The 14,040-nt window shown below is 62.8% G+C and carries 11 protein-coding genes; 6 read left to right on the top strand and 5 right to left on the bottom strand.

Features of this window, described 5'->3' with window-relative positions:
* Nucleotides 1-28: 28 nt before the first annotated feature.
* Genes fabZ through lpxB form a run of 3 tightly spaced genes read left to right on the top strand, consistent with a single transcriptional unit; the run spans nt 29 to nt 2,453 of the window.
* On the top strand, nt 29-493 hold the full coding sequence (gene fabZ / locus AB7I51_RS03370) for a 3-hydroxyacyl-ACP dehydratase FabZ (protein WP_428403079.1): 465 nt from the start codon (nt 29-31) through the stop codon (nt 491-493).
* A gap of 22 nt (nt 494-515) precedes the next feature.
* On the top strand, nt 516-1,307 hold the full coding sequence (gene lpxA / locus AB7I51_RS03375) for an acyl-ACP--UDP-N-acetylglucosamine O-acyltransferase (RefSeq protein WP_428403078.1): 792 nt from the start codon (nt 516-518) through the stop codon (nt 1,305-1,307).
* Nucleotides 1,308-1,313: 6 nt separating this feature from the next.
* Nucleotides 1,314-2,453 carry a lipid-A-disaccharide synthase gene (gene lpxB / locus AB7I51_RS03380; RefSeq protein WP_428403077.1) on the top strand — a complete coding sequence of 380 codons (1,140 nt, stop codon included), beginning with the start codon at nt 1,314-1,316 and terminating at the stop codon, nt 2,451-2,453.
* Between the two features lie 23 nt (nt 2,454-2,476).
* Here the strand turns inward: lpxB and ssb are convergent, their stop codons facing one another.
* Both ssb and dctA read right to left on the bottom strand, forming a co-directional pair.
* A complete protein-coding gene (gene ssb / locus AB7I51_RS03385) occupies nt 2,477-2,983 on the bottom strand; it encodes a single-stranded DNA-binding protein (protein WP_428403076.1) in 507 nt (168 codons plus the stop codon).
* 148 nt (nt 2,984-3,131) lie between these two features.
* Entirely contained in the window at nt 3,132-4,448 is a 1,317-nt protein-coding gene (gene dctA / locus AB7I51_RS03390) for a C4-dicarboxylate transporter DctA (RefSeq protein ID WP_428403075.1), read from the bottom strand.
* A gap of 331 nt (nt 4,449-4,779) precedes the next feature.
* On the opposite strand from dctA, the gene uvrA reads away from it, so the two are divergent.
* The gene (gene uvrA, locus AB7I51_RS03395; protein WP_428403074.1) at nt 4,780-7,812 is read left to right on the top strand and encodes an excinuclease ABC subunit UvrA; all 3,033 of its coding nucleotides are present in this window, start codon (nt 4,780-4,782) and stop codon (nt 7,810-7,812) included.
* 195 nt (nt 7,813-8,007) lie between these two features.
* Here uvrA and clpA read toward each other — a convergent pair whose 3' ends face one another.
* Together clpA and clpS are read right to left on the bottom strand one after the other, a co-directional pair.
* Nucleotides 8,008-10,449: an ATP-dependent Clp protease ATP-binding subunit ClpA gene (gene clpA, locus AB7I51_RS03400; RefSeq protein WP_428403073.1), complete on the bottom strand. Its 2,442-nt coding sequence runs from the start codon at nt 10,447-10,449 to the stop codon at nt 8,008-8,010.
* A 9-nt stretch (nt 10,450-10,458) separates the two neighbouring features.
* Complete coding sequence (gene clpS / locus AB7I51_RS03405; RefSeq protein WP_428403072.1) at nt 10,459-10,824, bottom strand: ATP-dependent Clp protease adapter ClpS; 366 nt, start codon at nt 10,822-10,824, stop codon at nt 10,459-10,461.
* A 275-nt stretch (nt 10,825-11,099) separates the two neighbouring features.
* Between clpS and AB7I51_RS03410 the strand changes: the two genes are divergently transcribed.
* Both AB7I51_RS03410 and AB7I51_RS03415 read left to right on the top strand, forming a co-directional pair.
* Complete coding sequence (locus AB7I51_RS03410) at nt 11,100-11,438, top strand: hypothetical protein (protein ID WP_428403071.1); 339 nt, start codon at nt 11,100-11,102, stop codon at nt 11,436-11,438.
* A gap of 350 nt (nt 11,439-11,788) precedes the next feature.
* The gene (locus AB7I51_RS03415; protein ID WP_428403070.1) at nt 11,789-13,240 is read left to right on the top strand and encodes a DEAD/DEAH box helicase; all 1,452 of its coding nucleotides are present in this window, start codon (nt 11,789-11,791) and stop codon (nt 13,238-13,240) included.
* Here the strand turns inward: AB7I51_RS03415 and AB7I51_RS03420 are convergent.
* Nucleotides 13,221-13,778 carry a multicopper oxidase domain-containing protein gene (locus AB7I51_RS03420; RefSeq protein ID WP_428403069.1) on the bottom strand — a complete coding sequence of 186 codons (558 nt, stop codon included), beginning with the start codon at nt 13,776-13,778 and terminating at the stop codon, nt 13,221-13,223. The two genes, AB7I51_RS03415 and AB7I51_RS03420, sit on opposite strands and share 20 nt — an antisense overlap.
* Between the last annotated feature and the right edge of the window lie 262 nt (nt 13,779-14,040).

The raw sequence follows: 14,040 nt of genomic DNA on the forward strand, positions 1-14,040 counted from the left end.
GTCAGCCCTGCTCAAAAAGGAGGAAACTATGGTCGAGGCCGCGGCCGGCGCGACTCTCGAGAGCGCCGACATTTTGCAGATCATGAGCCAATTGCCGCATCGCTATCCCTTCCTGCTCGTCGATCGAATCGTCGACATTCGCGGCGATGAGTCCTGCGTCGGGATCAAGAATGTCACGGTCAACGAGCCGCAGTTTCAGGGCCACTTTCCCGAGCGTCCGATCATGCCCGGCGTTCTCCTCATCGAGGCGATGGCGCAGACCGCCGGCGTGATCGCCATTCGTGCGATGAACGGCGCGGACCGGTCGCGTATCGTCTATTTCGTCACGATCGACAATGCGAAGTTTCGTAAACCCGTGACGCCCGGCGACCGCGTCGAATTCCACATGACGAAGACCGCGCAGAAACGCAATATCTGGTGGTATGCGGGACGGGCGACGGTCGATGGCGCGCTGGTCTGCGAAGCGCAGATCAGCGTCATGATGGGGGCGTAGGATCGCCGCGCCGGATGCGACAATGAAGGCGTCGGTTCATCCATCCAGCGTCGTTGAAGACGGCGCGCGGCTCGGCGCTGGCGTCGTCATCGGACCTTTCTGCCATATCGGCGCGTCAGTCGAGATCGGCGACGGCGCGACGCTCCATTCCCATGTCGTCGTCAGCGGCCGGACGCGCATCGGCGCGCGCGCCGAAATCTACCCCTTCGCCGCCATCGGCCTGCCGTCGCAGGACATCAAGGCGGCGCTGGCGGCGGGCGCGTTGTCGATCGGCGACGATTGCGTCATACGAGAGGGCGTGACGATCAATACCGGCGTTGCGGAAGGAACGCGTATCGGCGCGCGTTGTATCTGTCTCGCCACTTCGCATGTCGCCCATGACTGCCGACTCGGCGACGACGTGATATTGTCCAATCAGGTTCTGCTCGGCGGCCATGTCGAGATCGGGAATTGCGCGATGATCGGCGGCGCGACGGCGGTGCATCAGAATGTGCGCATCGGGGCGCAGGCCTTTGTCGGCGGCCTTTCCGGCGTCGAAGGCGACGTCATTCCCTTCGCGCTCGCTTCGGGCAATCGCGCCCATCTTTTCGGACTCAATCTCGTTGGCCTGAAACGGCGTGGCTTCGCCGCCGAACGCATCGAGCGGCTGCGTCGCGCTTATCGCCTGCTCTTCGCCCGAGATGACGCGCGGGTGCTGAGCGAGCGCATCGAAACCCTGTCGCAGGATTGCGCCGGCGACGCGGACGTTGCGGCGATCGTAGAATTCCTGCGCGCGCCTTCGATGCGCCCGCTTTGCGCGCCTCCCGCGCGCTGAGAAATCATGACGGCGCCGCGCATCTTTTTGGTCGCCGGCGAGGCCTCCGGCGATCAGCTCGGCGCGACTTTGATGCGCGCCTTGCGCGCCGCTACTCCGCAGGTCGCTTTCGCTGGCGTCGGCGGCGAGGCGATGGAACGCGAGGGACTCGCTTCGCTGTTTCCGCTTGCGGACATCGCGGTGATGGGCCTCGTTCCGGTCCTGGCGCGGCTTCCGCGCCTCGTGCAACGCATCAATGAAACGGCGCGCGCGATCCTCGATCAGGCCCCCGATTGTCTCGTCATCATCGATGCGCCGGACTTCACCCATCGCGTCGCGCGCCGCGTCCGCGCCGCCAGGCCCGAACTGCCGATCGTGGATTACGTCAGTCCAACGGTCTGGGCGTGGCGGCCGGGCCGGTCGCGCGCGATGCGGGACTATGTCGATTGCGTGTTGGCGCTGCTGCCATTCGAGCCGCTTGCGCATGCGCGGCTGGGCGGACCACGATGCGTCTATGTCGGCCATCCGCTCGTCGAGCGGCTCGACGAATTGACGCTGCGTTCTCGCGACCCCGGCGGCGAGCGATCGCTGCTCGTGCTTCCAGGTTCGCGCCTCGCCGAAGTGCGACGCATGACGCCGATTTACGGCGAGGCGCTTGAGCTTCTCCTGCGCGAACGCGCCGATTTCGACGTGGTGATTCCTGTCGCGCCCTTTATGGGGGAGGCTTTGCGCCATGAATTGCAGGACTGGCCGGTGACGCCGCGTCTCATCGGCCAAGCGGAAAAATTCGCCGCCTTTCGCGCGGCGCGCGCGGCGCTCGTCACGTCGGGCGCGGCGACGCTCGAACTGGCGCTCGCCGACGTTCCGATGGCGGTCGCCTATCGAGTCTCTCGGGCGGAATCGCTGTTGCGCTTTCTCGTCAACGTCGACTCGATCGTGCTGCCCAATCTCATTCTCGGCGAGAATGTCGTGCCGGAATTTCTACAGCGGCAGGCGACGCCGCGCGCCCTTGCCGAGGCGCTAAAGCCGCTGCTGCTGGGGGAAAGCGTCGCGCGCGAGGCGCAACTTGCCGCCTTCATGCATGTGCGCGCGCGCCTACTTGAAGCGGGCCGATCGCCCAGCGCCAGGGCGGCTGACATCGTCCTTGCATATGCCTCGCGCGGTTGAGCGTGAGGCGATCAGAAGGGCGATCAGAACGGAATATCGTCGTCGAGCGCGTCGGAGAGTTTGCCGGCCGGGGCAGGACGCCGCTCGCCGGGGCCGCGCTCCATCGGCGAGGAGCGGCCGAAGGAGCCGCCGTTCTGTCCGTAGCCGCTGTCGTAATCGCCTTCGCCGCGTCCGCCGCCCTTGCTGTCGAGCAGCGTCAGCTCGCCGCGAAAACGCTGCAGCACCACGTCGGTCGCCTTGCGCTGATTGCCGTCCTTGTCGGTATATTCGCGCGTCTGCAGCTGGCCTTCGAGATAGATTTTGGAGCCCTTGCGGCAATATTGCTCGGCGATCTTGCCGAGATTCTCATTGAAGATCGACACATTGTGCCATTCGGTGCGGTCCTTGCGCTCGCCGGTATTCTTGTCGCGCCAGGATTCGGTCGTCGCCACCGAGAATGAGACGACGCGATCGCCCGAGGGCAGGGTGCGCACCTCTGGATCGCGGCCGAGATTGCCGATCAAAATGACCTTGTTGACGCTGCTCGCCATGACCCTCTCCGCTCGCTAGATACGCCGCACTCTAGTGCAAAGGCCGGCCGTCTGGCACGCCGGCGCGCCTTGTCCACAGATGAAGCGCCGTCGCGGCGCAATGTTCTTTTTTTGTTCTAGCACTCGCCGGCGCCCGCCGCAAGCGGCGTCAGTCGGTGGCGACGGCCGTTTCGAGATCGCTTGCATCGATGCGGCGCGCGAGGCCGCTGTCGAGGCGCGCGCGGTCGAGTTCGCCCTCCCAATGGGCGACGACGATCGCCGCGACGCTATTGCCGACGAAATTGGTGAGCGCCCGGCATTCGCTCATGAATTTATCGACGCCGAGCACCAGCGACATGCCCGGCGCGAGTTGCGGATCGACCGCGGAAAGCGTCGCGGCGAGCGTAATGAAGCCCGCGCCGGAAACGCCGCTCGCGCCCTTTGAGGTGAGCATGGCGACGACGAGGATCGTCGCCTGATGCGTCAGGTCAAGTTCGACGCCCATGGCATGGGCGATGAACAGCGTCGTCAGCGTCATATAGATGTTGGTGCCATCGAGATTGAAGGAATAGCCGGTCGGCACCACGAGCCCGACGACCGATTTCGAACAGCCGAGTCGCTGCAGCTTTTCCATCAGCGCGGGCAGGGCGCTTTCGGAAGATGACGTGCCGAGCACGATCAGCAGTTCGTCGCGCAGATAATGGAGCAGGCGGAAAATGCTGAAGCCGGTCGCGCGCGCGATCAGGCCGAGGACAAGAACGACGAACAGCGCGGCGGTGAGATAAAAGGCGCCGATGAGCCCGGCGAGCGAATAAAGCGCGGCGGAGCCGTATTTCGCGACCGCAAAGGCCATGGCCCCGAAGGCGCCGATCGGCGCCGCCTTCATGACGATGGCGATGACGCCGAACATGGCGTGACCGACATCGTCGATGATCACGCGCAGCGCCCGGCCGCGTTCGCCGAGCGTCAACAGCGCGAAGCCGAAAAAGAGCGAGAACAGCAGAACCTGCAGTATGTCGCCCTTGGCGAAGGCGCCAAGCGCGCTGTCGGGAATGATGTCGAGAAGAAACTCGACGGCTCCGCGCTTCTCGGCGAGCGCGGTATATTTGGCGATTGCCGAAGGGTCGGGCTTGCCGGCGAAACCGGCGCCGATTTGCGAAAGATTGCCGACGATGAGGCCGATCGCCAGCGCGAATGTCGAGACGATTTCGAAATAGACGAGCGCCTTCAGCCCGACGCGCCCGACCTTGCGCGCATCCTCGATATGGGCGACGCCGGAGACGACGGTGCAGAAGATGATCGGCGCGATCGCCATTTTGATCAGCTTGACGAAGCCGTCGCCGAGCGCCTTCACCCAGTCCTGCGCGGCGGCCTGCGGCTCGAGCCAGCCGAACAGCGCGCCAAGCGCGATGGCCGCAAGCACCTGGACGTAGAGGTGGCGGTAGAGGGGTTTGTCCGACTTGGATTTTCGATAGTTTTTCGACACGCTTTTTTTTCATTAAATGTGACACGAGCCGAGTATGGCTGAGTTAGTGCTTTCGACAAAGCGCCCTTTTGTTTTAGCGGCGGCGGCTCGGGTTTCGGCCAGCAGGCGTTGTGCGAGGAGCTGCGCTTGAGCAATTCTCGTCATTGCTAGGAGGCGAAGCCGACGAAGCAATCCAGGGGCCGCCGCACGGGTGTGGATTGCTTCGCTTCGCTCGCAATGACGGCATACATTGTCTAATAAAGCAGCAGCTTGTGATTTGCTCGGCGCGACGAGTGGCGTTTGGCGACCGCAGCGCCTAAATTAGGTTTCCCGTTTCGATCAACCCTCATCAATGGCGAGCAACAGCAGAAAATCCGCGGCCGCGGTAGAGAAGGTTTTCGCCCACGCCAACACAATCTCCATCCGCGGCGCGCGCGAACATAATCTCAAAAATATCGATCTGACGATTCCGCGCGACAAGCTTGTCGTGTTCACCGGCCTGTCCGGTTCGGGCAAGTCGTCGCTCGCCTTCGACACGATCTATGCCGAAGGCCAGCGTCGCTATGTCGAATCGCTCTCGGCCTACGCCCGGCAGTTTCTGGAGATGATGCAGAAGCCCGACGTCGATCAGATCGACGGGCTCTCGCCGGCGATCTCCATCGAACAGAAGACGACTTCGAAAAATCCGCGCTCGACCGTCGGCACGGTCACCGAAATCCATGACTATATGCGTCTGCTCTGGGCGCGCGTCGGCGTGCCCTATTCGCCAGCGACCGGCCTGCCGATCGAGAGCCAGACCGTCTCGCAAATGGTCGATCGCGTGCTGGCGCTGCCCCAAGGCGCGCGGCTCTATCTGCTCGCGCCAGTCGTGCGCGGCCGCAAGGGCGAATATAAGAAAGAGATCGCCGAATATACCAAGAAGGGCTTTCAGCGCCTCAAGATCGACGGCGCCTATTGTGAGATCGCCGACGCGCCGGCGCTCGACAAGAAGTTGAAACACGACATCGACGTCGTCGTCGACCGCATCGTCGTGCGCCCCGACATGAGCGCGCGGCTCGCCGACAGTTTCGAGACGGCGCTGGAATTGTCGGGCGGCCTCGCGGTCGTCGAATTCGCTGATCGGCAGTCGGCAGTCGGCAGTGGGCAGTCGGGGAATGACGGCCGACTACCGATTGCCGATCCGCCGACCGCCGCCGCGAATGTCTCGACGCATTATGCGCCCGACCACATCCTCTTCTCGTCGAAATTCGCCTGTCCGGTGTCGGGCTTCACCATCCCGGAAATCGAGCCGCGGCTGTTTTCGTTCAACAATCCCTTCGGCGCCTGTCCTACTTGCGGCGGCATCGGCCATGAGCAGAAGGTCGACGCCGATCTCGTCGTGCCCAATCCCAAGCTGACCTTGCGCAAAGGCGCAATCGCGCCCTGGGCAAAATCGACCTCGCCCTATTATCAGCAGACGCTCGAAGCGCTCGGCAGGCACTACAAGTTTCGGCTCGACGCGGCGTGGGAGGCGCTCTCGGAGAAGGCAAGAAACGTCATTCTCTATGGCTCGGGCGAGGAGGATGTGCGCTTTACCTATGACGACGGCTTTCGCGCTTACGACGTGAAGAAGCCGTTCGAAGGCGTCATCATCAATCTCGAACGGCGCTATCTCGAAACCGACAGCGAATGGGCGCGCGAAGAGATCGGCCGCTATATGTCGGCGACGCCCTGTCTCGCCTGCGAAGGCTTTCGCTTGAAGCCTGAAGCGCTCGCGGTGAAGATCGCCGGCAAACATATCGGTGAAGTCTCCGAGCTTTCCGTGCGCGCCGCGCACGACTGGTTTCGCGCGCTGCCCGACGCGCTCGACAAGAAGCGCAATGAAATCGCCTTCCGCATCTTGAAGGAAATTCGCGATCGTCTGACCTTCCTCGTTGATGTCGGACTCGACTATCTGACGCTTTCGCGCAATTCGGGATCGCTCTCTGGCGGCGAAAGCCAGCGCATTCGGCTTGCATCGCAGATCGGCTCTGGACTGACCGGCGTTCTCTATGTGCTCGACGAGCCGTCGATCGGTCTGCACCAGCGCGACAATGATCGGCTGCTCGACACGCTGCGGCGCCTCCGCAATCTCGGCAACAGCGTCATCGTCGTCGAACATGACGAGGACGCGATTCTTTCCGCCGATTATGTCGTCGACGTCGGACCCGGCGCCGGCATTCACGGCGGCAGGATCGTCGCGCAGGGGACGCCGCAGGAAATCATGGATAATCCTGCGTCGCTCACCGGCAAATATCTCACCGGCGAGAAGCAGGTGATCCTGCGCCATAAATTGCGCAAGCCGACGGCCGGCCGCTGGCTCAAACTCTTCGGCGCGCGCGGCAACAATCTAAAGAACGTCACCGCGGAAGTGCCGCTCGGCCTCTTCACCTGCGTCACCGGCGTTTCCGGCGGCGGCAAGTCGACGCTGATCATCGAAACGCTTTACAAGGCGGTGGCGCGGCGGCTCTCCGGCGCGCATGAGCATCCGGCGCCTTTCGATCGTCTCGAAGGCCTCGAGCAGATCGACAAGATCATCGACATCGACCAGTCGCCGATCGGGCGCACGCCGCGCTCCAATCCGGCGACCTACTCCGGCGCCTTCACGCCGATTCGCGAATGGTTCGCGGGCCTGCCCGAGGCGAAGGCGCGCGGCTACGCGCCGGGCCGCTTCTCTTTCAATGTGAAAGGCGGACGCTGCGAGGCCTGTCAGGGCGACGGCGTCATCAAGATCGAAATGCACTTTTTGCCAGACGTCTATGTCACTTGCGACGTATGCAAGGGCAAGCGCTACGACCGCGAGACGCTTGAGGTGAAATATCGCGAGAAGTCGATTGCAGACGTGCTCGACATGACCGTCGAGGAGGCGGCGAATCTGTTCAAGGCGGTGCCGTCGATCCGAGACAAGATGGAGACGTTAAAGCGCGTCGGTCTCGACTATATCCATGTCGGCCAGCAGGCGACGACGCTCTCGGGCGGCGAGGCGCAGCGCGTCAAGCTCTCCAAGGAACTGTCCCGCCGTTCGACCGGCCGCACGCTCTATATTCTCGACGAGCCGACGACCGGCTTGCATTTCCACGATGTGGCGAAGCTGCTCGAAGTGCTGCACGAGCTGGTCGAGCAGGGCAACACCGTCGTGGTGATCGAACATAATCTCGAAGTCATCAAGACCGCGGATTGGATCATCGACATGGGCCCTGAGGGCGGCGACGGCGGCGGCGAAATCGTCGCGGCGGGACCGCCCGCCGAAATCGTCAAGGAAAAGCGCAGCCATACAGGGCGCTATCTCGCCGAAGCGATGGCGCGACGACCGGCGGCGCCGCCCGAGACGAAGCCTGTCAAAACCAAGAAGGCCGCGGCGAAATAAAGGGCGAGGCTAAGCCCCCAAAGCCCCTCGCCGTACCTCTCCCCGCTTTCGCGACGAGAGGGGATTGCAGCGCGACGCTTTGGCGACATGCCAACGCATGATTTTTTCGTGCGGCGCCGGCCGCTTCCTCTCCCCGCTTGCGGGGAGAGGCGAGGTGAAGGGCTTGGGGATTTGCCGAAAAGCGTGACGCGCGCGTCAATTCTTCATTGGCGCCGGCCGCGCGTCGGATTCAGCTTCAGTATTGCCAGCCAGCGGCGCGTCGCCGGCGCGCTCCGCTTCCTCAGCGGCGCGCTTCTTGCCGGCCTCGATGATGTCGCGCTCGGGCCGCGGCAGCACCGGTCCTTCCGGGAAGACGAAGCCGAGCGATTTCGCGCCGCTGTCGTCGCCGACGACGACGACGCGCACCGCGCCGCCGTTCTTGAGACGGCCGAACAGCACCTCATCGGCGAGCGGCGTCTTGATGTGTTGGTGAATGACCCGCGACATCGGCCGCGCGCCCATGGCTTCGTCATAGCCATGTTCGACGAGCCAGCTCCGCGCTTCGTCGGTGAGTTCGATCGTAATATTGCGGTCGGCGAGTTGCGCCTCGAGCTGCATGATGAATTTGTCGACGACGCGCTTGATGACGTCGACCGGCAAATGTCCGAAGGGCACGATCGCGTCGAGACGGTTGCGGAACTCCGGCGCGAAGAGCCGGTTGATCGCCTCGCTGTCGTCGAGATCGCGCCGGCTGCGGGTGAAGCCGATCGGCGTGCGCGCCAGATCCTGCGCGCCAGCGTTCGTCGTCATGATTAGGATGGTGTTGCGGAAGTCGATGGTCTTGCCATTATGGTCGGTCAGCTTGCCGTGATCCATGACCTGCAGCAGGATGTTGTAGAGATCGGGATGCGCCTTCTCGATTTCGTCGAGCAGCAGCACGCAATGCGGATGCTGGTCGATGGCGTCGGTCAAGAGGCCGCCCTGATCGAAGCCGACATAGCCGGGAGGCGCGCCGATCAGCCGGCTCACCGTGTGGCGCTCCATATATTCCGACATGTCGAAGCGAATGAGCTCGATGCCGAGCGAGGTCGCGAGCTGACGCGCAGCCTCGGTCTTGCCGACGCCCGTCGGCCCTGAGAAGAGATAGCAGCCGATCGGCTTCTCATGGTCGCGCAGGCCGGCGCGCGCGAGCTTGATGGCGGAGGTCAGCGCCGAGATCGCCTTGTCCTGACCATAGACGACTCGCCGCAGCGTCTCGTCGAGATGAGCGAGAACTTCGGCGTCGTCCTTGGAGACCGTCTTCGGCGGCACCCGCGCCATCGTCGCGATCGTCGTTTCGATTTCCTTCAGACCGATCGTTTTCTTCCGCTTATTCTCCGACAACAGCATTTGCGCGGCGCCGGTTTCGTCGATCACGTCGATCGCCTTGTCCGGAAGCTTGCGGTCATGAATGTAGCGGGCCGAAAGCTCCACCGCCGCCTTCAACGCGTCGTTGGTGTAGCGGATTTTGTGGAACTCCTCGAAATAGGGCTTGAGGCCCTTCATGATTTCGATGGCGTCGGGGATCGAGGGTTCGTTCACGTCGATTTTCTGAAAGCGGCGGACAAGCGCGCGATCCTTCTCGAAATACTGCCGGTATTCCTTGTAGGTTGTCGAGCCGATGCAGCGCAGAACGCCCTGCGCCAGCGCGGGTTTAAGCAGGTTTGAAGCGTCCATCGCGCCGCCGGAGGTGGCGCCGGCGCCGATCACCGTGTGAATTTCGTCGATGAACAGAATCGCGTTCTTGTGATTCTCGATTTCCTTGACGACCTGCTTCAAGCGCTCTTCGAAATCGCCGCGATAGCGCGTGCCGGCGAGCAGCGCGCCCATGTCGAGCGCGAAGACGGTCGCGCCGGCGAGAACGTCGGGCACCTCGCCCGAGACGATTTTGCGGGCGAGGCCTTCGGCGATCGCTGTCTTACCGACGCCGGGGTCGCCGACGAGCAGCGGATTGTTCTTCTGCCGGCGGCACAGCACCTGAATCGTACGCAGCACTTCCGGCTCGCGGCCGATCAGCGGGTCGATGCGGCCGTCGCGCGCCTTTTTGTTGAGGTTGACGCAATAGGCTTCGAGCGCGCCTTCCTTCTTGCGGCCCTCGTTCTCGCGGCCCTCGCGGCTGTCGCTGCGCTCGCCGTCCTCCTCGACCCCTCGCGGGGTGCGGCTTGCGTCGGAAAGGCCCGGACGCTTGGCGATGCCGTGGCTGATGAAGTTGACGGCGTCGTAGCGCGTCATGTCCTGCTCCTGCAGGAAATAGACGGCGTGGCTTTCGCGTTCGGCGAACAGCGCAACGAGAACATTGGCGCCGCTCACGTCCTCGCGGCCGGAAGACTGGACGCTGATGATCGCCCGCTGCACGACCCGCTGAAAGCCGGCGGTCGGCTTGCATTCGTCGGCGTCTTCATTGACCAGATTGTCGAGCTCGCGATCGATGTAGTCGCGCAGATTCTTTGTCAGAACGTCGAGATCGACGGAGCAGGCGCGCAAGACGGCCGAAGCGTCGACGTCCTCGACGAGACTGAGCAGAAGATGTTCGAGCGTCGCATATTCATGGCGCCGCTCGCGGGCGGAGGCGAGCGCGCGGTCGAGTGTCTGCTTGAGATTGCGCGAGAAGGTCGGCATGCGCTCGTCCTATTTCTTTTCCATGATGCATTGCAGAGGATGCTGATGCTTCCTTGCAAAATCCATGACCTGGGTGACTTTGGTCTCAGCGACCTCGTAAGTGTAGACGCCGCATTCGCCGACTCCGTGATTATGGACGTGGAGCATGATGCGCGTGGCTTCCTCCACCGACTTATTGAAATATTTGCGCAATACGATCACCACGAACTCCTGCGTCGTGTAATCATCGTTCAACAGCAACACCCGATACATATTGGGCTTGCGCGTCTGCGGACGCGTTCGGGTGACGAGCGCGGTGCCGGCGCCGGGACCAACGTCTGAACCCCTGCGCGGCTCCTTCGCCGCACGAGGCGCACGACGAAGGTTCGCCGTCAAAAGAGCTAAATCCTCCGCAGCCACGTCCTTACCCTTTCGGTCCTTTCCATGTAGGTCGGCGCAGTGGTTCTTTTAGTGTCGCCTCGCAGAATCCGGGCCACTTCCATGGTGAGGGAAATCAAGAACATTGTCAGTTTTGAGCTTTCGCCGCGGCTTTGCAAGAGGCTGTGCGACGAGCGGCCCGCGCGCCCGGCCCGGGCCAGCCGTCAACCAAAAATTTACCTTCGCCGGACTAGCGTCTTTACCGCTAACCCTCAGGCTCATAAGTGCGTCCAATGGGCGAGCACAGCCGCAAAAGCCAACATCGCGCCGGACTGCCAGCGGGCACATGGAGTCTCGCGGCGCTGTCGGTCGCCGCTTGTTTGTGCAGTGTGCTTGGCGCAAAACTGCTCTCAAATATGTTCGATCCGCCGGAAGCGCCAGCGCCGGCCCCCTTTTCCCGGGGCGCTGCAGCCGGTCTGCCCGGTCTCGCCGGATCGGCGCCGCAAGTCGAGGCGCCGGCGCCGAAAGGGCGTAGACGCGCCGATGTCGACTATGTGACGACGGGAACGATTCCAGACAGGATGAAAGGGAGTCCCGCTCTGACGCCTTGCGGCGAAGTCGCCGACCACTAGATCACGCAACATTTCAGCGGAATCTCCTAAACGCAGATGAAGTGACCAATTCCAAAAGCTTCGGGCGCGCGTTGCGCGAAAAATTGGCATCCGCATTTTCGTGAGCCGCGTCTAGCCTTTTTTCTGACGAACCCTGGCGGGCGTCGCCGGAATCACACATATATTCATTGACAATCCGGCGATTGCCCTTAAAGCATTCTCGTGGCTATCGCCCGCGCTTCTTTGCGGCGGACTGTAGGCGGGCCGGATGGCCGTCGCGGCGGCGAAATTTCTCTCATACTCGCGCGCGCTGATTACGGCTGGCGCGCAAGCGGACTAACCGCGTTCGTGAGCCGTAATCAGGATAATTGATGACATTCGAGGAACTGGGCCTTTCCCAAAAGGTTCTCCAAGCCGTACAAGCATCCGGCTATACAACCCCAACGCCGATCCAGGCGCAGGCCATTCCACCCGCCCTGCAGGGGCGCGATATTCTCGGCATCGCTCAAACGGGCACCGGCAAGACCGCAGCCTTTACCTTGCCGATGCTGAGCCGCCTTGAAAGCGGTCGCGCTCGCGCAAGAGTGCCGCGAACGCTCATTCTGGAGCCGACACGCGAACTTGCCGCGCAAGTTGAAGAGAGCTTCGCCAAATATGGCAAGAACCATCGGCTGAATGTCGCGCTGCTGATCGGCGGCGTGTCTTTTGGCGATCAGGAAGCCAAGATCATGCGCGGCGCCGACGTGCTGATCGCGACTCCGGGCCGCTTGCTTGACTTTTTCGATCGCGGCAAGCTGCTGCTGACGGGAATCGAGATTCTCGTCATCGACGAGGCGGATCGCATGCTCGACATGGGATTCATTCCCGATATCGAGCGCGTTTGCAAGCTGGTCCCCTTCACGCGCCAGACGCTTTTCTTCTCGGCGACGATGCCGCCGGAAATCACCCGGCTCACCGAAGCTTTCCTGCACAATCCGATCCGCTGCGAAGTGGCCCGCGCCGCGACCACGGCGTCCACCATTCGGCAAGCGCTTGTCGCCTCGCGCGGCCATGCCGACAAGCGCGAGACGCTGCGCAATCTCATTCGCGGCGCCGAAAATCTCAAGAACGCGATCATCTTCTGCAACCGCAAGCGTGACGTTGCGATCCTTCACCGGTCGCTGGTCAAGCACGGCTTTTCCGCCGGCGCGCTGCATGGCGACATGGATCAGCTGGCGCGGATGGCGTCGCTCGACGCCTTCAAGAATGGCGACGTCTCGCTGCTCGTATGTTCGGACGTCGCGGCGCGCGGCCTCGATATTCCGGACGTGAGCCATGTGTTCAACTTCGACGTGCCCACTCATAGCGAAGATTACGTGCACCGGATCGGCCGCACCGGGCGCGCGGGACGGTCAGGCGTGTCTCTGACGATCGTCACCGAAGACGACATGAAATATGTCGATCAGATTCAGAGCCTGATCGGCAAGGCGATCGACTGGGAGGGTCCGGGCTTCGACGCTCTGCCGCCGCCAATGGAGACGAGCCGCCCGCAAGAGCGCCGCGGCGAGCGTGGCGAGCGCCCTTCTCGGTCGTCGCGCGGACGCAAGCCGGCCGCCGCCGAACGCGAAGCGCCCGTCAGCACGGGCCGGCCGCGCGGCGCACGTTCGCGGCCTGAAGAGGAAAGGTTCCGGTCCCCAGCCTGTGCGGCGCAGAGCGAGCGTCGAGAGCGCCGGCCGCGTCGGCACGAGGACGACGGGCCGCCGGTCGTCGGCCTCGGCGACCACGTGCCGTCCTTCCTGCTGCGCCCGGTGGCGCTGAAGCCGGCTAAGGTCGGCGAGGAATAGCGGCGGAGGCCTTGCGGCCCTTCCGATGCCCGGCGGCGGCGTCCGCCGTGGACGCGTCGGATGCGGGAAATGCTGCTGCGGCGCGCGGCGCGCCCTGTGAGTCCCGTTCTTCCACCTGCAGCAGAGACATCATGCCCTTATCCTCATGTTCGAGGATATGGCAGTGGAAGACGAAACGCCCGAGCTGATCTGGCCCAAAGGCGATGCGCAGCAATATTCGGGCGCCGGGCGGCAGCGGAAAATTGTCATGAAGCGCCGTGCGGCTCGCGAGCTTGCTGGGATCGCGGTCGCCCAAACACTGATCCTGCGACTCTCCCGTTTGGTCGCGAGCGACATGGCTTGCCGCCACCTCGAATTTCGTCTGATGAATGTGAAAATTGTGACATTCTTTGCTGTCGTTGACGAGCAGCCAGTATTCCGGCCGATCTGACCGCCAGGAATGAACCAGCGGCGCGCCGCTGGCCGTCGTGAGGCATGGGGAAAGGCGGATAGTAGAAGTCGAACGTCTTTCCTGAAGCGTCCCTAAGCGCCTGATCATGGCACTTATCCTCGAGGTTTACCTGCGCAAGCTTCTGGCCGCCGCCTTTCTTATCGAGCAATTCCACAATACGAATCGGTTTTCCAATCGCATCGCGAAGGCGGAAATTTTCGACGTGGAGTCCGAAACGCTCCTTGCTGTCGGTGAACTTGTCGGAATTGTTGAAGCGCACGAGACGCACGACATTGCCATATTTCGGGAAGGCTCGCGCGTCGACCGAATAATGCTTGTGCTCTGGATCGCAGCTCGTCGCGACGCTTTC

This window comes from Methylocystis sp. (genome assembly GCF_050246715.1).
Classification (GTDB): domain Bacteria; phylum Pseudomonadota; class Alphaproteobacteria; order Rhizobiales; family Beijerinckiaceae; genus Methylocystis.

Excerpts from the sequence above, each read along its gene's own strand:
- fabZ (WP_428403079.1), top strand. The coding sequence starts at position 29 with ATGGTCGAGGCCGCGGCCGGCGCGACTCTCGAGAGCGCCGACATTTTG.
- lpxB (WP_428403077.1), top strand. The coding sequence starts at position 1,314 with ATGACGGCGCCGCGCATCTTTTTGGTCGCCGGCGAGGCCTCCGGCGAT.
- AB7I51_RS03410 (WP_428403071.1), top strand. The coding sequence starts at position 11,100 with ATGGGCGAGCACAGCCGCAAAAGCCAACATCGCGCCGGACTGCCAGCG.
- clpA (WP_428403073.1), bottom strand. The coding sequence starts at position 10,449 with ATGCCGACCTTCTCGCGCAATCTCAAGCAGACACTCGACCGCGCGCTC.
- AB7I51_RS03415 (WP_428403070.1), top strand. The coding sequence starts at position 11,789 with ATGACATTCGAGGAACTGGGCCTTTCCCAAAAGGTTCTCCAAGCCGTA.
- ssb (WP_428403076.1), bottom strand. The coding sequence starts at position 2,983 with ATGGCGAGCAGCGTCAACAAGGTCATTTTGATCGGCAATCTCGGCCGC.
- lpxA (WP_428403078.1), top strand. The coding sequence starts at position 516 with ATGAAGGCGTCGGTTCATCCATCCAGCGTCGTTGAAGACGGCGCGCGG.
- AB7I51_RS03420 (WP_428403069.1), bottom strand. The coding sequence starts at position 13,778 with ATGATCAGGCGCTTAGGGACGCTTCAGGAAAGACGTTCGACTTCTACT.
- uvrA (WP_428403074.1), top strand. The coding sequence starts at position 4,780 with ATGGCGAGCAACAGCAGAAAATCCGCGGCCGCGGTAGAGAAGGTTTTC.